Origin of the sequence: Borborobacter arsenicus, from assembly GCF_003934165.1 — a bacterium.
GTDB lineage: Bacteria > Pseudomonadota > Alphaproteobacteria > Rhizobiales > Rhizobiaceae > Pseudaminobacter > Pseudaminobacter arsenicus.
The window spans coordinates 130636-145552 of sequence record NZ_RKST01000008.1 but is presented as its reverse complement, the minus strand read 5'-3'; the positions used below and the strand labels follow the sequence as shown (position 1 = coordinate 145552).

8 protein-coding genes are annotated in these 14917 nt (G+C 61.9%); 4 read left to right on the top strand and 4 right to left on the bottom strand.

What is annotated here, in order from left to right; genetic code table 11:
- Position 1 precedes the first annotated feature (1 nt).
- The 3 genes from EET67_RS14245 to dgcA form a co-directional block, all read right to left on the bottom strand.
- The gene (locus EET67_RS14245; protein ID WP_165899911.1) at positions 2-2317 is read right to left on the bottom strand and encodes an NADP-dependent malic enzyme; all 2316 of its coding nucleotides are present in this window, start codon (positions 2315-2317) and stop codon (positions 2-4) included.
- A 146-nt stretch (positions 2318-2463) separates the two neighbouring features.
- Entirely contained in the window at positions 2464-3243 is a 780-nt protein-coding gene (locus tag EET67_RS14240; protein ID WP_128626849.1) for an SDR family oxidoreductase, read from the bottom strand.
- Positions 3244-3346: 103 nt separating this feature from the next.
- Positions 3347-4333: an N-acetyl-D-Glu racemase DgcA gene (gene dgcA, locus EET67_RS14235; protein WP_128626848.1), complete on the bottom strand. Its 987-nt coding sequence runs from the start codon at positions 4331-4333 to the stop codon at positions 3347-3349.
- Between the two features lie 78 nt (positions 4334-4411).
- On the opposite strand from dgcA, the gene EET67_RS14230 reads away from it, so the two are divergent.
- The 4 genes from EET67_RS14230 to EET67_RS14215 all read left to right on the top strand — a co-directional run bounded on the left by EET67_RS14230 (position 4412) and on the right by EET67_RS14215 (position 8490).
- Positions 4412-5593, top strand: a complete 1182-nt coding sequence (locus EET67_RS14230) for an ABC transporter permease (protein ID WP_128626847.1) — start codon at positions 4412-4414, stop codon at positions 5591-5593.
- Between the two features lies 1 nt (position 5594).
- A complete protein-coding gene (locus tag EET67_RS14225) occupies positions 5595-6404 on the top strand; it encodes an ABC transporter ATP-binding protein (protein ID WP_128626846.1) in 810 nt (269 codons plus the stop codon).
- Between the two features lie 13 nt (positions 6405-6417).
- Positions 6418-7791, top strand: coding sequence for an MlaD family protein (locus EET67_RS14220; protein WP_128626845.1), 1374 nt, complete (start codon positions 6418-6420; stop codon positions 7789-7791).
- 99 nt (positions 7792-7890) lie between these two features.
- Entirely contained in the window at positions 7891-8490 is a 600-nt protein-coding gene (locus tag EET67_RS14215; protein ID WP_128626844.1) for an ABC-type transport auxiliary lipoprotein family protein, read from the top strand.
- 88 nt (positions 8491-8578) lie between these two features.
- Here the strand turns inward: EET67_RS14215 and EET67_RS14210 are convergent, their stop codons facing one another.
- A complete protein-coding gene (locus EET67_RS14210) occupies positions 8579-14818 on the bottom strand; it encodes a kinesin (RefSeq protein ID WP_128626843.1) in 6240 nt (2079 codons plus the stop codon).
- Between the last annotated feature and the right edge of the window lie 99 nt (positions 14819-14917).

The window sequence follows — 14917 nt, the reverse complement described above, 5'->3', positions numbered from 1 at the left end:
CTCAGCCAGCCTTTGCCGCCAACATCTGTGCCTTCTGTGCCGCTTCTGCCACCGCCAGCGCGGTCATGTTGACGACACCACGCGAGGTCACGGAGGGTGTAAGGATATGCGCCGGCCTGGCGGCTCCAAGCAGGATCGGGCCGACATGCAGCGCGTCCGTTATCTGCTTGACAGCAGTCAGGGTGATGTTTGCCGAATCGAGATTGGGGAACACCAGCAGATTGGCCTCGCCCTTCAACGTGGAGTGCGGGAACGCACGCTGGCGCAGCTGCTCCGACAGGGCGGAATCGGCATGCATTTCGCCGTCGCATTCGAGATCGGGCGCGATTTTCTTCAGGATTTGCGCAGCTTCGCGCATCTTGAGCGTACTTGGCGAGTCATGCGAGCCAAAATTCGAATGCGAGACCAGCGCTGCCTTGGGCTCCATGCCGAAACGCTTGATCTCTTCGGCGGCAAGCACGGTCATCTCCGCAATTTCCTCCGCCGTTGGATCGACCGAGACATAGGTATCGGTGAAAAACAGCACGCCGCGGGTCGAAATGAGCATCGACAGCGTCGACAGATCGTGATCCTTGACACCGGTACGCGCGCCGATGATCAGCCTTACATTGCGCAAATGGCGCTCGAAACGGCCTTCCAGACCGCAGATCATGGCGTCTGCTTCGGCACGTTTGAGGGCAAGTGCGGCAATCACCGTATTGTTGGTGCGAACCATGGTGCGTGCGGCTTCCTGCGTCACGCCGCGGCGGCCGCCCAGTTCGATCAACAAATCGACATAGTCGCGATAACGCGGGTCGTCCTCCGGATTGATCAGTTCGAAGTCGGCGCCGGGCCGGATACGCAAGCCGTAACGCCGCAACCGGACATCGACCACATTGGGCCGCCCGACCAAGATCGGTTGGGCGATGCCTTCCTCCAGAACGACCTGCGCGGCGCGCAGCACACGCTCGTCTTCGCCATCGGCATAGATCACGCGTTTGGCGGTGGAGGTCTTGGCGCTCGAAAACACCGGCTTCATGACGAGGCCCGAGCGGAAGACGAAACGGTTCAGGCGATCGATATAGGCCGGGAAATCGGTGATCGGCCTGGTGGCCACCCCGCTCTCGCACGCCGCCTTGGCAACCGCCGGCGCGATCCTGAGGATCAGGCGTGGATCAAAGGGCGAGGGGATCAGGAATTCGGGGCCGAAGGTCGGCGTTTCACCTGAATAGGCACGGGCGGCGACATCGGAGGGTTCTTCTCTTGCCAAAGCGGCAATGGCGCGCACGGCGGCAAGTTTCATGTCTTCATTGATGGCGCTTGCGCCGCAATCCAGCGCGCCCCTGAAAATATACGGGAAGCACAGGACATTGTTGACCTGATTTGGATAGTCCGAGCGCCCGGTGCAGATCATGGCGTCGGCGCGGGCGGCGCGCGCCACTTCCGGCATGATTTCGGGGGTCGGGTTCGCCAGCGCAAGGATCAGCGGTTTTTCGGCCATATGCCGCAGCAGTTCCGGCTTCAGAACGCCGGCGGCCGAGAGGCCCAGAAACACGTCGGCGCCACCGATGACATCTTCCAGCGTGCGCGCCTCGGTATCCTTCACATAGGGGTCCTTCCAGCGATCCATCTCGTCAACGCGGCCCTTATAGGCAACGCCGAACCGATCGGTGACCCAGATGTTTTCGCGCTTGGCGCCGAGAGAAACCAGCAGGTTGAGGCAGGCAAGCGCCGCCGCGCCAGCGCCGGAAGTGACGATCTTGATGTCTTCGATCGCCTTGCCGGCGAGTTCGAGTCCGTTCAGAACTGCCGCCGCCACGATGATGGCCGTGCCATGTTGGTCGTCGTGAAAGACGGGGATTTTCATTCGCGCCTTCAGGCGTTCCTCAACATCGAAACACTCCGGCGCCTTGATGTCCTCGAGATTGATGCCGCCGAAGGTCGGCTCCAGGGCCGAGATCGTTTCGACCATGCGGTCGACTTCCAGCGCATCGATCTCGATATCGAACACGTCGATGCCGGCGAATTTCTTGAACAGGACGGCTTTGCCCTCCATCACCGGCTTGGAGGCAAGCGGCCCGATATTGCCCAGGCCGAGCACGGCCGTGCCGTTGGAGATCACGCCGACGAGATTGGCGCGCGCAGTGTAATCGGCAGCGGTGGCCGCGTCGTCGCGGATCGCCAGGCAGGGCGCCGCCACACCGGGGGAATAGGCAAGCGCAAGGTCCCGCTGGTTTCCGAGCGGCTTCGTTGCCTGGATCTCAAGCTTGCCCGGTATCGGGTGCTTGTGGAAGAAAAGGGCAGATTCGTTGAGATCGGCGCGTGCCTGATCGTTCATTTCCGTTTCCATGCGGCCGCTCCCCACCAATCATCACTGCTTTACCGGGCCCTTCCAATGACTGTGCCCGTCGGAAATTGTAAGATAAAATAAACGAGATTTCAGTATCTTATTCCGTCTGGCTCACAATACGGATTAGCCCTTGCTCAGAAAGCGCTGACATAGAGCCCGCCATCGACCGGAATGTTCTGGCCGGTAAGATAGCCTGCATGCACCGAACATAAAAACGCGCATATCTGGCCGAATTCTTCCGGTGTCCCGAGGCGCTTGGCCGGAATTCCCGCGCTTAACCGTGCCTTCCGCTCACGCGCGGCGTCCTCTGTTTCTTCCTCGCCAGCCTCGAACACACCGCGCAGCCGGTCGGTATCAAGCTTGCCTGGCAGCAGATTATTGATGGTGACGTTGCGGTCGGCGACGGTGCGCGCCACACCAGCCAGCAGCGAAGTCAGCCCCGCACGTGCGCCGGACGACAAATCCAGCCCCGGTATCGGCACATAGACCGATAGCGACGTGATGTTGACGATGCGGCCGAAGCCGCGTTCGGCCATGCCGCCGATCACTGCCTGGACCAGTTCGACAGGAGCAATCAGATTGTTGGTGACACCGTCGAGCATTTTCTGCCGGTCGAGCTCGCCAAAGTCGCGCCGGGGCGGACCGCCATTGTTGTTGACCAGAATGTCGGGTGTCGGGGCTGCCGCTAGCAGGGACTGCTGAACGGCCGGATCGGCAACGTCGCCTGCCAGTTCGACAACCTTGACGCCGAAGCGCGCGCGGATTTCCTGCGCGGTCGCAGCAAGAATATCCGCGTTGCGGGCGTTCATCACCAGGTCGCAGCCGGCTTCGGCCAGCGCCAGGGCGCAGCCGCGGCCCAATCCGCGACTCGAGGCGCAGACGATCGCGGTCTTGCCGCGGATGCCGAGATCCATGATTCCGTCTCCATTCCCGGAAGCCCAACTTATCGCGGGCATGGCTGAAACCGCAACCGTCATACGCCCTGTCTGGGGCAGAGGCTAGCTATCGCCGCGACCTTCAACCCCAAAGCTCAGCCTGCGGCGGCGAGACCAGCGATCCATGATAGCCAAGGCCTGGAACGCGGTCCTGCGACAGCAGCAATGGGCCGTCGAGATCGACGAAATCGGCGCCTTGCGCCAGAAGCACCGCCGGCGCCATCGCCAGCGAGGTGCCGACCATGCAGCCCACCATGATTGAAAAACCCATTTCTCTGGCGCGGTCGCGCAGCAAAATGGCGGCTGTCAGGCCACCAGCCTTGTCGAGCTTGATGTTGACGGCATCATAGAGGCCGACAAGCTCATTGAGGTTCCTGGCTTCATGCACGCTTTCATCGGCGCAGATCGGCACCGGGTGAGGGATATGCCGCAATATGCCGTCCTTGCCGGCTGGTAGCGGCTGCTCGACCAGCGCGATGCCGCATTCGGCGGCCACTGCCAGATTCTGGCGGATATTGTCTTCGGTCCAGCCTTCATTGGCATCGAGTATGAGCCGGCTGTCGGGTGCTGCCTGCACCACTGCGCGGATGCGCTCAACATCTTCGTCGCCGACGCCGATCTTGACCTTCAGCACGGGCCGCATGGCGTTTTCGTGCGCCTGGGCGGCCATCGCCTCCGGCGCGGCCAAAGAAAGCGTGTAGGCCGTCTCCAGTGCCCTTGGCGGCGTATCGGAAAGCCCGGTCCAGACCGGACGGCCGCTGGTCTTGGCTTCGAGGTCCCACAGTGCACAATCGATCGCATTGCGGGCAGCGCCGGCCGGCAGTGCCTCAATTAGCGCATGGCGTCCAAGGCCCGACTCGATATCGGCCCGCATGCCGGCGATCGCATGTGCGACACCTTCAATCGTCTCGCCATATCGCGTGTAGGGCACGCATTCGCCACGGCCGATATGATCGCCGTCGCGAATCGTCACCGTGACAACTTCCGCTTGCGTCTTCGATCCGCGCGAGATCGTGAAGGTTCCGGCGATCGGAAAGCGCTCAATATTGACCGAAAGGACACGCGCCATATTTTTCTTCTCCCAGCCATCGACGTGGCTTGCCCGGCAAAGTGACAGAAGCAGCATCACGGGATAAGACAGGCCGCCATGTTGATCAATGCCGGCAAGCAAGCAAACGGCGCTGACGCCGAGGAGGCCCGTCCCAGCATCGTGGCGACGGAGAGCGGCACAGCCTTGTCTTACGCCCTGTCGGGAAGCTGGACGACACAGACTGTCGCTCTGGTTGACCGGCAGATGCGCGAGATCGAGGCGCAAATCGGCGCCGGTCCGATCGAGATCGACGCATCTGGCATCACCAAGATCGATACCGCAGGCGCATGGCTGATCGAACGGTTGCTGGTAGCGGCGCGACAGCGGGGTTCCGAGGTCGGCCTGCAAGGGCAAAGCGAGGCCGCGACGATCCTACTTGAGGCGATCCGCGAAGCCTCTCGCGCCCCTGAGGACGGCAGTTCGATCCGTCCTCCAGCCTTCATCATAGCGGTGCTGGAGGGCATCGGGCGCAATGTCTATGCCATGCGCGACGACTTCCTGGCAGCGATGAATATTCTGGGCGCCACCATTCGCGGCGCACAGATGAAGCTTGGCCGAGGCCATGCGGTGAACATGGCCGCGATCTTTCACCAGATCGACCGCATGGGTGTCGGCGCTATTCCCGTCGTCGTGCTGATGTCGGCCATTGTCGGCGCCATCGTGGCCCAGCAGGGAGCGTTTCAGCTTCGTTATTTCGGCGCCGACATCTTCGTCGTCGACCTCGTCGGCATATTGGTGCTGCGAGAACTTGGTGTGCTGATGACGGCGATCATGGTGGCCGGCCGGTCTGGCAGTGCCATCACCGCCGAAATCGGCTCCATGAAAATGCGCGAGGAAGTGGACGCGCTGAAGGTCATCGGCCTCAATCCCATCGGCGTCCTGGTTTTCCCGCGCCTTGTCGCGTTGGCGATCGCGCTGCCATGCCTGACCATTGCTGCGAATTTCGCGGCCCTTGCCGGCGCCATACTGGTTTCATGGTTTTATTCAGATATCGCGCCAGCAGCGTTCATCGATCGCCTGCGGGTCAGCATCGACCTCAGCACGATTTTTGCCGGGCTGATCAAGGCGCCATTCATGGCAATGATCATCGGCATCCTGGCATCCGTCGAGGGCTTGAAAGTGGGCGGCAGTGCCGAATCGCTCGGCCGCCATGTGACGGCTTCGGTGGTGAAGTCGATCTTCGTCGTCGTCATCCTGGACGGGCTGTTTGCCATGTTCTTCGCAGCGATCGATTTTTGACATGGCGCAGCAAGCTCAAGCCCATATGCCGGAAACCGACGACACGGAAATTGTGGTGTCGGTGCGCGACGTCACCGTCGCCTTTGGCGACAAGGTCGTGCTGGAGAACCTCTCGCTCGATATCAGGCGCGGCGAGATATTGGGGTTTGTGGGCGCGTCAGGTGCCGGAAAATCCGTATTGCTGCGAACGGTTCTGGGTCTCAACAAGAAGCGCTCGGGAACGATCAAGCTGTTCGGCGTCGATGTCGACAAGGCAAGCGACGCCGAGCGGGTGCGGCTGGATATGCGCATGGGCGTGCTTTTCCAGCATGGCGCGCTGTTTTCGGCACTGACCGTGCTTGAAAACGTCCAGGTGCCCATGCGCGAATATCTCGATCTGCCCAGGCAGTTGATGGATGAACTGGCGCTGCTGAAGATCGAGCTTGTCGGCCTTCCGCGCGATGCCGCTGGTAAATTCCCTTCGGAGCTTTCGGGCGGCATGATCAAACGTGCGGCGCTAGCCCGCTCGCTGGCGCTTGATCCCGATATCGTGTTTCTTGACGAGCCGACGTCGGGCCTGGACCCGATCGGGGCTGCCGATTTCGATGAACTCGTGGCAAAACTGCGCGACACGATGGGCCTGACCGTCTACATGGTCACCCACGATCTGGACAGCCTGTTTGCCGTGTGTGACCGAATTGCCGTTCTCGGCAAGAAAAGGGTCCTGGTCGAGGGCACGATCGAAAACATGCTTGCCAGTGAGGAACCTTGGGTCAAGTCTTACTTCCGGGGGAAACGCGCACGGCAAATCGATTTGGCTGCAAGGGAATAGAATAAAGCCGAGCATGGAAACCAGAGCCAACTACGTCATCGTCGGAATTTTCACCATCGTTGCGATCCTCGCAGCCTTTGCTTTCGTATATTGGACGGCGGCAATTGGAGAACGGGGTGAAACGGCGACGTTGCGCGTGCGCATTCCGGGATCTGCTTCGGGTCTTGGGCGCGGCAGTGCCGTGCTCTTCAACGGCGTCAAGGTCGGTGACGTAAGACGCGTCTATATCGATGTCGACAATCCGACCATCGCCATTGCCGACACCGAGATCGACCGGCTGACGCCTATCACCCAGTCGACACAGGCCGATATCGGCCTGGCCGGCCTGACCGGACAGGCGAATATCGAGCTGAAGGGCGCCGACCCGCGCGAAGCCAACCTGCTTGATGAGGCCGAGGCAAACGGCACGATCGCCGAGATCAAGGCCAACCCTTCCGCCGTGACCAATCTGCTGCAGACGGCACAGGATATTTTCGAACGCGCCAATCACGTGCTCACCCAGCTTGAAGGCTTTACCAGCGACGTTCGCGGCCCGCTGACAGACACCGTGGCCAATGCGCAGAAATTCTCGCAGGCTCTGGGGCGCAATGCAGACGGCATCGACAGATTCCTCGACAGCGTCGCGACGCTTTCGACTGAATTGTCCGGCGTTTCCGGCAAGCTCGACGGCACGCTGCGTGCTGCGGAAGATATTCTGAAGGCGGTAGACAAGGATAAGATCGCCTCTATCGTCGCCAATGTCGACAACTTTACCAGGGATCTCAGCGATACCAGCAAGCAATTCGACGAGATCATCGGCGGAATCGATACCGCCGTGGCTTCGATCAACGACTTCGCCCAGAAAACCGGCGGAACGCTTGGTAAGGTCGATGCCATCCTCGATGGTGTCGATCCGGCCAAGGTTCGCGACACGCTGAGCAATATCGAGGTGGCGAGCCGCGACGCCAGGACCGCCGCGGCGGATGTCGCCAAAGTCACCGAGAAATTCAATCGCCGCTCCGACGACATCGAACAGATGATCAAGGATGCATCGGAACTCACCGGTCGTCTGAACGCGGCTTCCGTAAGGGTGGACGGGGTTCTGGCCAAGGTCGACAGCCTGCTGGGCTCGGGCGAGGCGCAAGGCGTGATGGCGGATGCCAGCGCGACCCTGAAGTCCTTCCGCCAGGTGGCGGACACGCTGAACGCGCGGCTGGCCACCATCACCGACGGGCTGGCGCGGTTTTCGGGGCAGGGGCTGCGCGAAGTGGAGGCATTGGTGCGCGACGGCCGCCGTTCGATCAACCGAATCGAGCAGGCAATCACCGATCTGGAACGCAATCCGCAACGCATCATCACTGGGGGCGAAGGGACGGTGCGCGAATATGATGGGCGCGCACGCCGTTGAATCGGTTGGCAATCCATCGGCAGCGGGGAACCGGACAGTGATGGCTTTTCGAGCCGACATCTGCCGGCACATGCCGATCATATGGAGACGGGGTCAAGAATGAACATTCGCAAGCTGACGGCCACGGGGGCCGTTCTCGCTCTTGGCTTGTCCGGCTGCGCGCTGTTTCCGGGCGGCGGCCCGGCCCCGCTCGATACATTCGAGCTGTCCGCGCCTCCGAGCTCGGAGCGGGCGGCCCTCAGCAAAAGGCAAATTCTGATCGCCGAGCCCGGTGCGCTGAAAGCGCTTGATGGCGAAAACATCGTCATCAAGCCGGCGCCCGGTGTCATTCAATATCTGAAGGGCGCCCAGTGGGCCGATCGCCTGCCGCGAATCGTGCAGGCGCGCCTGGCTGAAACTTTCCAGCGCTCAGGCAGCTTTGCCGGCGTCGGCAAGCCGGGCGAGGGGCTGGCAATCGACTATCAGGTCATTGCCGAGATTCGCGCCTTCGAAATTCAGGTGAGCGGAACCCGTCAGGCCGAGGTCGAGCTTTTCGTACGGCTGCTCAATGACCGCAACGGCGTCGTGCGAGCCTCACGCAGTTTCCAGGCAAGCGCCCCCGTCTCCGGTAGCGGCAACGATGCCTATATAAGGGCGCTGGACCGGGCCTTTGGCCAAGCCGCCCTCGATATCGTCAGTTGGACGGATTCATTGATCTGACATCAGACAACGATGAGGAAATGAAAAAGGCGGGAAGGGGTCCCGCCTTTTTTCGGAAAATTCCGATGCTCAAGCAAAGAGACGCTGCTTACCGCAGGCGCCCGCTGGCATGGGCAAGCATGGTGTAGACCTTGCCGGTATCCGACGACAGATAAGTCTGCGTCATCATGTTATCGCGGTCGTTGCGCGAAACATCTTTCAGCAACTTCTCGAAATCATCGCAATAGCGGTCGACGGCAGCGCGAAATTCGCTGTCCGACTGATATTTGCGGCGAATGTCGTCGAAGGTCTGCTGGCCTTTCAGCGTGTAGAGGCGACGTGTGAAGACGTCGCGCTCGCCGCGCCGATAGCGATCCCACAGTTCGATCGATGCCTCATGGTCGATGGCGCGGGCAATGTCGACCGAAAGCGAATTGAGCGATTCCACGACATGTGCCGGCGAGCGGGTGGCTCCCGTCGCGCGGGGTGCGTCGGCAACCGCCGTCGGACGCGCATTCTCTTCGCGCGACGCGCCTGTCAGAAGGTCACGCACCCAGCCGCCCGCTTGGGTGCGGCCACCTTCACGCGGCCGCGCTGTCGTCGGCTCGACATCGAGCGAGCCGCGCAGCATCGGTTCGGCTGATGCCCGGCGTTCGGCCTGCTGCGGCGCCTGGCGTTGCGGCTCGGAGGCACGCATCTGTTGAGCTGGCCGCTGAGCGGCACGATCGGACACGTCGATGGTGCGGCCGGATTTCGCAACGATATCCGAAAGCTCCTTCAGCGCATTGATCTGCTCGGTCACCGCACGGCGCATCGCCGTGGTCGATTGCTTGGCTTCCTCGGGCATGTCGAGCACACCCTTCTTCAACTCCGCCCGTGTCTCGTTGAGGTCGCTCTTGATGGAGTCGGCGGTACGGCGCATGTCCTCGGTGGCGTCGGCAAAGCGCTTGGTGGCCGATTCAACCACCTCGGTTATCGCGTTGCGGATCTTGTCGGTGGAGGCAAGCGTGCGGTCCTCGGCCTTTTCGAGGGCCTTGCCGACGAGATCTTCGAACGAGTGCATGACACGTTCCAGGTCTTCCGACTTCTTGACCAGGCCGACCGCGAGATCATCCAGCGAAGACTGGCGCTCGAGCGTATGCTCGAGGTTGCTTTGTGCCGATCCGAGCAGTTCGGATGCGCTGGAAAGCAAGCGGCTATGTTCATCGAAGCGGGTTGCGATGGAAGCGACTTCCTTGAGCGTATTCGAAGAAAGTTCGGTGAGGCGGGTGGTGTTGGAATCCACCAGCCGTGCCGAGCTGGCAAAGGTCTGCGCAGCTTTCTCCGTCGTAGCGGCAAAGCTCTGCGTGCTGCCGACCAGACGTTCATCGACATTGGCAAGGTTTGCCGCGGCCTTTTCGATAAGCTCATTGAGCTGCGCGCTCGATGCCGAAAGCCTTCCGATCAGGTCGGAAACGCCATCCGCCAGGCTGCTGCGTGCGCCTTCCACCGCAGACAGCGTCTCGGCTGTGCGGTTGGCGAGTGCGTTGACCAGAGCGGTGTTTTCGGCGCGCAGTCGCTCCGTTGCCTGCTCGGTCGCAGCCTCGAGGCTCTTTTGCAACTCATTGCCGCTGGCAGAGAAGCGATCCACGAGCGGACGCGCAGTCTCGTCGAGGATCTTGGTGATCTCCGCCGACCGCTCTGCAAGCATCATGTTGAGCTCGCGCGTATTGGCACCGATGGAGCGGGCAGCCTCATTGGTGCTGTTGCCGATGTGCTGGCTGACGGCGGTAAATGTCTCGGCAATGACATTGGCGCGCGATGCCAGCTTGGCTTCCGCTTCGGCGACCTGCTCGCTCAGCTTCTGGCCGACGGCTTCGGCGCTGGCGGAAAGGCGTATTTCAACCTGCGCCACCTGCTCGTCAACACGTGTCGCCACGGCTTCGGCCCCCGACGCAAAGCGCTGGTCGGCACCTGCCAGTGTCTCTTCAATGCCACGGACGCGCGATTCAAGTTCCGCCGCAGTCTGCTGTGCATGCGCCGCGACACGCTCCTCCGTCTGGGCAAAAGCGTTGGCGATCTCGGCCGCATGTGTGCCGATGGCGGCGCTGCTGTCACTGATACGAGCGGCGATGCGCTGGTCGGCCTGTTCGAAGACCTGGCCGATTTCGGCGGCACGCACGGCGATGGCCGTGCTCGAGTCGCTGATGCGGGCGGCGATGCGCTGGTCGGCCTGCTCAAAGACCTGGCCGATTTCGGCAGCGCGTGCCGCCAACGCTTCCGCGGTCTCTCCAGCGCGGGCAGCGAGGCTTCTATCCGCTTCCTCGAAGTTGCGGACGATCTCGATGGCGCGCGAACCCAGTGTGTTTGCGCCATCGGCGATGCGCGAGATGAATTGCTGGTCGGCGGCATCGAAGATGCGGCCAAGCTCGGCGGCACGGGCGGCCAGCGCATCGGCCGATTCGGCTATGCGCAGGCTGAGGCGTTCATCTGCGGTATCGAAATTGCGCAGGATATCGCCGGCACGCTCGGCAAGCGAGTTCGCCGTGTCGATCGCGCGAGAAACCAGCTTCTGGTCTGCGTCATCGAAGGTGCGGGCAATATCGCCAGCGCGCGTTGCGAGCGTTTCGGCCGTCTCCTCGGCGCGGGCAATAAGTGCGCCGGACGTCGTTTCGACACGCGCGGCGAGACGCTGATCCGCTTCCTCGAAGGCACGCGTGATGTCGTCGGCGCGGGCAAGCAGCGCGGCAGACGTCTGTTCTGCACGCTCCGCGATCTGCCGATCGGCGTCGGTGAACGCCTTGCCGGCCTCCTCGTTGAGGGCGGCGGTAACTTCCAGGACCTTCTCGCGCAGGGCGCCGGCCACATAGACGGCACTTTTTTCAAGCACCGCGCGGACATTGTCGACCCCGGTCGAGAGGGCGCGTTCCATCGTGCCGGTGCGTTCCTCGATGACGCCGGTCTGGCGGCGGAATGCCTCCTCGATCTTTTCGACATCGGCGGCAAGCGCCTCCGATATGTCGATCCGGCGGCCGGCAATGGTCTCGATATGGGCGCTAACCGCCTCATCGATCTCGCGGCGCGTTTCCGCGAGCCGGTCCAAATCCTCATCAAGCGCGCGTGCCAGCATATTGCGGCCTTCGGCCAGTTTGCCGACATGGCCGGCAATGATCTCATCGATGCCGGAACGGCTTTCGGCGACCTTCTGCAAGTCGGCCTCCAGCGCCTGTGAGAGCAGGTTGCGACCCGCCGAGAATTGCTCGACCTGCCTGGCGACATGGCCGTCGATCTCGGAACGGCTATCTGCAAGCTTCTGCAGGTCAGCCTCAAGCGCACGCCGGAGAATGTCGCGTCCCTCGGCCAGTTTCTCGACCTGGCCTGCAACGAGCCCGTCAATGCCCGAGCGGCTTTCGGCAAGCTTTTGCAGATCCTCTTCCAAGGTACGCGCAAGCATTGCGCGGCCTTCGGCCAGCCGCTCATTCTGGCTGGCAATGAGGCTCTCGATATTGGTGATATCGGACTCCAGCGCACGCGTAAGCACGCCGCGGTTCTCTTCGAGCCGCTCGGCCTGGCCTGCGACGATCCCCTCCATGCTGCTGACATCGGTTTCCAATGCCTGCGTCAGCGACTTGCGCGCCTCCACCAGCTTGTCTGCCTGGGCAGCGACGAGGGCCTCGATATTGGCCATGTCGGCTTCCAGAGCGCGCGACAGCACATCCCGGCCATGGGCGAGTTTCTCGACATGGCCCGCAACGGCGTCATCGATGCTCGTCCGGCTTTCGGCAAGCCTGGCAAGGTCGTCTTCAAGGGCGCGGGCGAGCGCGTGGCGGCTGTCTGTCAGCTTGTCGGCCTGGGCCGTCACCATCGCGTTGATGCTGGTCATATCCGCCTCAAGCGCGCGTTTCAGCAGATCGCGCCCCTGAGCCAGCTTTTCCACCTGGCCGGCAACGAGCCCGTCAATATCGGCGCGACTCTCGGCGAGCTTGGCAAGGTCGGCTTCCAGCGCCCGCTTGAGGATATCGCGGCCTTCAGCAAGTTTTTCGACCTGACCTGCAACGAGGCCGTCGATGCTTGAGCGGCTTTCGGCAAGCTTGCCCAGATCGTCCTCGAGCGCGCGAGTCAGGCGTTCGCGACCCTGATCGAGCTTCTCCAATTGACTATCGACCAGATTGTCCAGGGTCGAACGGCCGTCCGCAATACGCGCAAGGTCGGCTTCCAGCGCGCGGGAGAGGACATCGCGACCCTCAGCCAGCTTCTCGACCTGGCTTGCGACGAGATTGTCGATGTCGCTGCGGCTTTCGGCAAGCTTGTTGAGATCGGCCTCCAGCGCGCGCGTCAGGATGCCGCGGCCTTCGCCGAGCTTGCCGATATGGCCTGCCACCATTTCGTCGATGTTGGTTCGTGTCTGAGTGAGTTTCTGTGTGTCCTCGGCAAGCGCACGGGCAAGGTTGGCGCGGCCATCCGCCAGCCGCTCAAGATGCTCACCCAGTGAAGCATCGATGGTCGCGCGCGATTCGTTGATCTTGCGCAAGTCTTCATCGAGAGCCTGCGAAATCATGGTGCGGCCTTCAGCCAGCTTCAGCACCTGCAGGCTGACCGCCTCATCAATACCAGCCCGGCTTTCCTCGAACTTGGCGAGATCGGCCTGGAGCATCGAGGCGATGCGGTCGCTGGTCTCCGCGAATTTCTGCGCTTGCGTCTCGACGGCGTCGTCGATGTTCTGACGGGCTTGGGCCAGTTTCTGGATATCCGCGTCAAAGGCATCGGAAACGACGTGACGTGCCGATTCAAGCCGCCCGGCAAAATCATTGGCGCGCTCTTCCAGCATAGAGGAGGTGGAGGTGACCATTTCGGCCATTTCGGCGCCGATCCGGGCACGGCCTTCCTCGATCATTGCCGAAAGGCTCTGCTTGCCGTCGGTGAAGGTCGTGGCGATTTCGCGGGTGCGATCGACCAGTGTCTCGTTGATCTGGCGCGCGCGGGCTTCCAACGCCGCGTTGAGCTTCTGGGTTCCCGTGTCGAGGGCTTCGGCCCGCGTCTGGAACTCGCTGATCAGGCTCTGACCGCGCTCGGCCAGTGTACGCTCAATACCCTTCAGGCTGGCGTCGAGGTCGGCATTCAAAGTGCTTGCCGCGCTGCCGAGCAGGGACACCATGCCCGAGGTGCGCTCGTCCAAAAGGTCGGAAAGCGAGCGGGTCATCTCGTCGGCGCTTTCCGTCAGCCTGGCGATACGGGTGTCGAGCAGGCTGGCGAAAGCTTCACCGGAGGTGGTGATACGGTCGCCGATGGTATCCAGCCGCTGATCGATCGACTCGAAGATGGACGAACCGCTTTCATTGATGCGGTCGATCAGGGTGTCACCGGAATTGGTGATCGTCATCGACAGCTTGGTCGATGCATTCAGGATGCTTTCGCGGATGATATCGCCCGCCGAACCCAATTCGTCACGCAGCGTTTCATGCGCGCCGGCAATGGAGGCGCGAACGCGCTCGGCATGGGTGACCACGGCCTCGCGTTCGACGCCAAGTCCGTCGACCAGCGAGCGGATGCGCGCTTCATTTTCCGAATAGGAGCGCTCGATCTGGTTGACTTCAGTGTGGACCAGCGTCTCGAGTTCCACCGCACGCGCCAATGTGCGCTCGATGCCTTCGCCCATTGCCGCGACTTCGCGGCGAACGGCCTGGCCGACCATCATCACGCGGTCCTGTGCCAGGTTTTCCGGCTCGGCGAGACGGAACGCAACTTCGGTCATGGACTGGGCGGCCAGGCGCATGTCCTGAGCACGGCGGATCATCACCGCAAAGGCCCAGAAAAGAATGACAGGCACGATCGTGGCGACGCCGAGAAGGATCAGGTAGGGCTGGGCGAGTATCTGCTCGACCGAGCGGATTTCCATGATGCCAGGGGTAAACAGCGTGTTGGCAAGCGCGACGCCACCGCCTATCCAAAGCAGGGATAAAAGAGCGACCACCCAATAAATGCCGTTCGACGAACGGCGATTCATCGAATGCAGGAGCGTGCGGTAGTCCTTTTGCTGATCGTCATTGGCGGGGGCGAAACCATTGGGGCTCGGGCGCAGACCGACCGTATTGACAGGGCGCAACTCGGCCTTGGCATTGGAGCCATTGGAAGGCTTTGCCGGGGCCTCCGATGTCGTTTTTGGAGCAGGCTCGGGGGCCTCAGCTTCCGCACGACCTTCGCGGGCGAGTTCGTCGGCAGCCTGGGAGATCTGTGCCTCCAGATCCTCCATCGAAGCGGCTATATCGAGATCGTCGGACGCCGACGACAGATCGAAATCGAGCGCTTCCTCAAGCTCCCTTGCTACGTCGCTGTCGATATCTTTCTTGGGGGTCGAAGTTTTTTTCGCCATTTCGCCGTTACCCTGTACTCGTGCCACAGACTGCCGTAATCCGGCTTATAATGCCCGCAGCGAGGCTTATTATGGACTTCACGTATCGTACTGGCACAG

Bases quoted from the DNA above. Each gene is read 5' to 3' on its own strand.
- EET67_RS14210 (WP_128626843.1), bottom strand. From the start codon at position 14,818: ATGGCGAAAAAAACTTCGACCCCCAAGAAAGATATCGACAGCGACGTA.
- EET67_RS14215 (WP_128626844.1), top strand. From the start codon at position 7,891: ATGAACATTCGCAAGCTGACGGCCACGGGGGCCGTTCTCGCTCTTGGC.
- EET67_RS14245 (WP_165899911.1), bottom strand. From the start codon at position 2,317: ATGAACGATCAGGCACGCGCCGATCTCAACGAATCTGCCCTTTTCTTC.
- EET67_RS14220 (WP_128626845.1), top strand. From the start codon at position 6,418: ATGGAAACCAGAGCCAACTACGTCATCGTCGGAATTTTCACCATCGTT.
- EET67_RS14225 (WP_128626846.1), top strand. From the start codon at position 5,595: ATGGCGCAGCAAGCTCAAGCCCATATGCCGGAAACCGACGACACGGAA.
- EET67_RS14240 (WP_128626849.1), bottom strand. From the start codon at position 3,243: ATGGATCTCGGCATCCGCGGCAAGACCGCGATCGTCTGCGCCTCGAGT.
- dgcA (WP_128626848.1), bottom strand. From the start codon at position 4,333: ATGGCGCGTGTCCTTTCGGTCAATATTGAGCGCTTTCCGATCGCCGGA.
- EET67_RS14230 (WP_128626847.1), top strand. From the start codon at position 4,412: ATGTTGATCAATGCCGGCAAGCAAGCAAACGGCGCTGACGCCGAGGAG.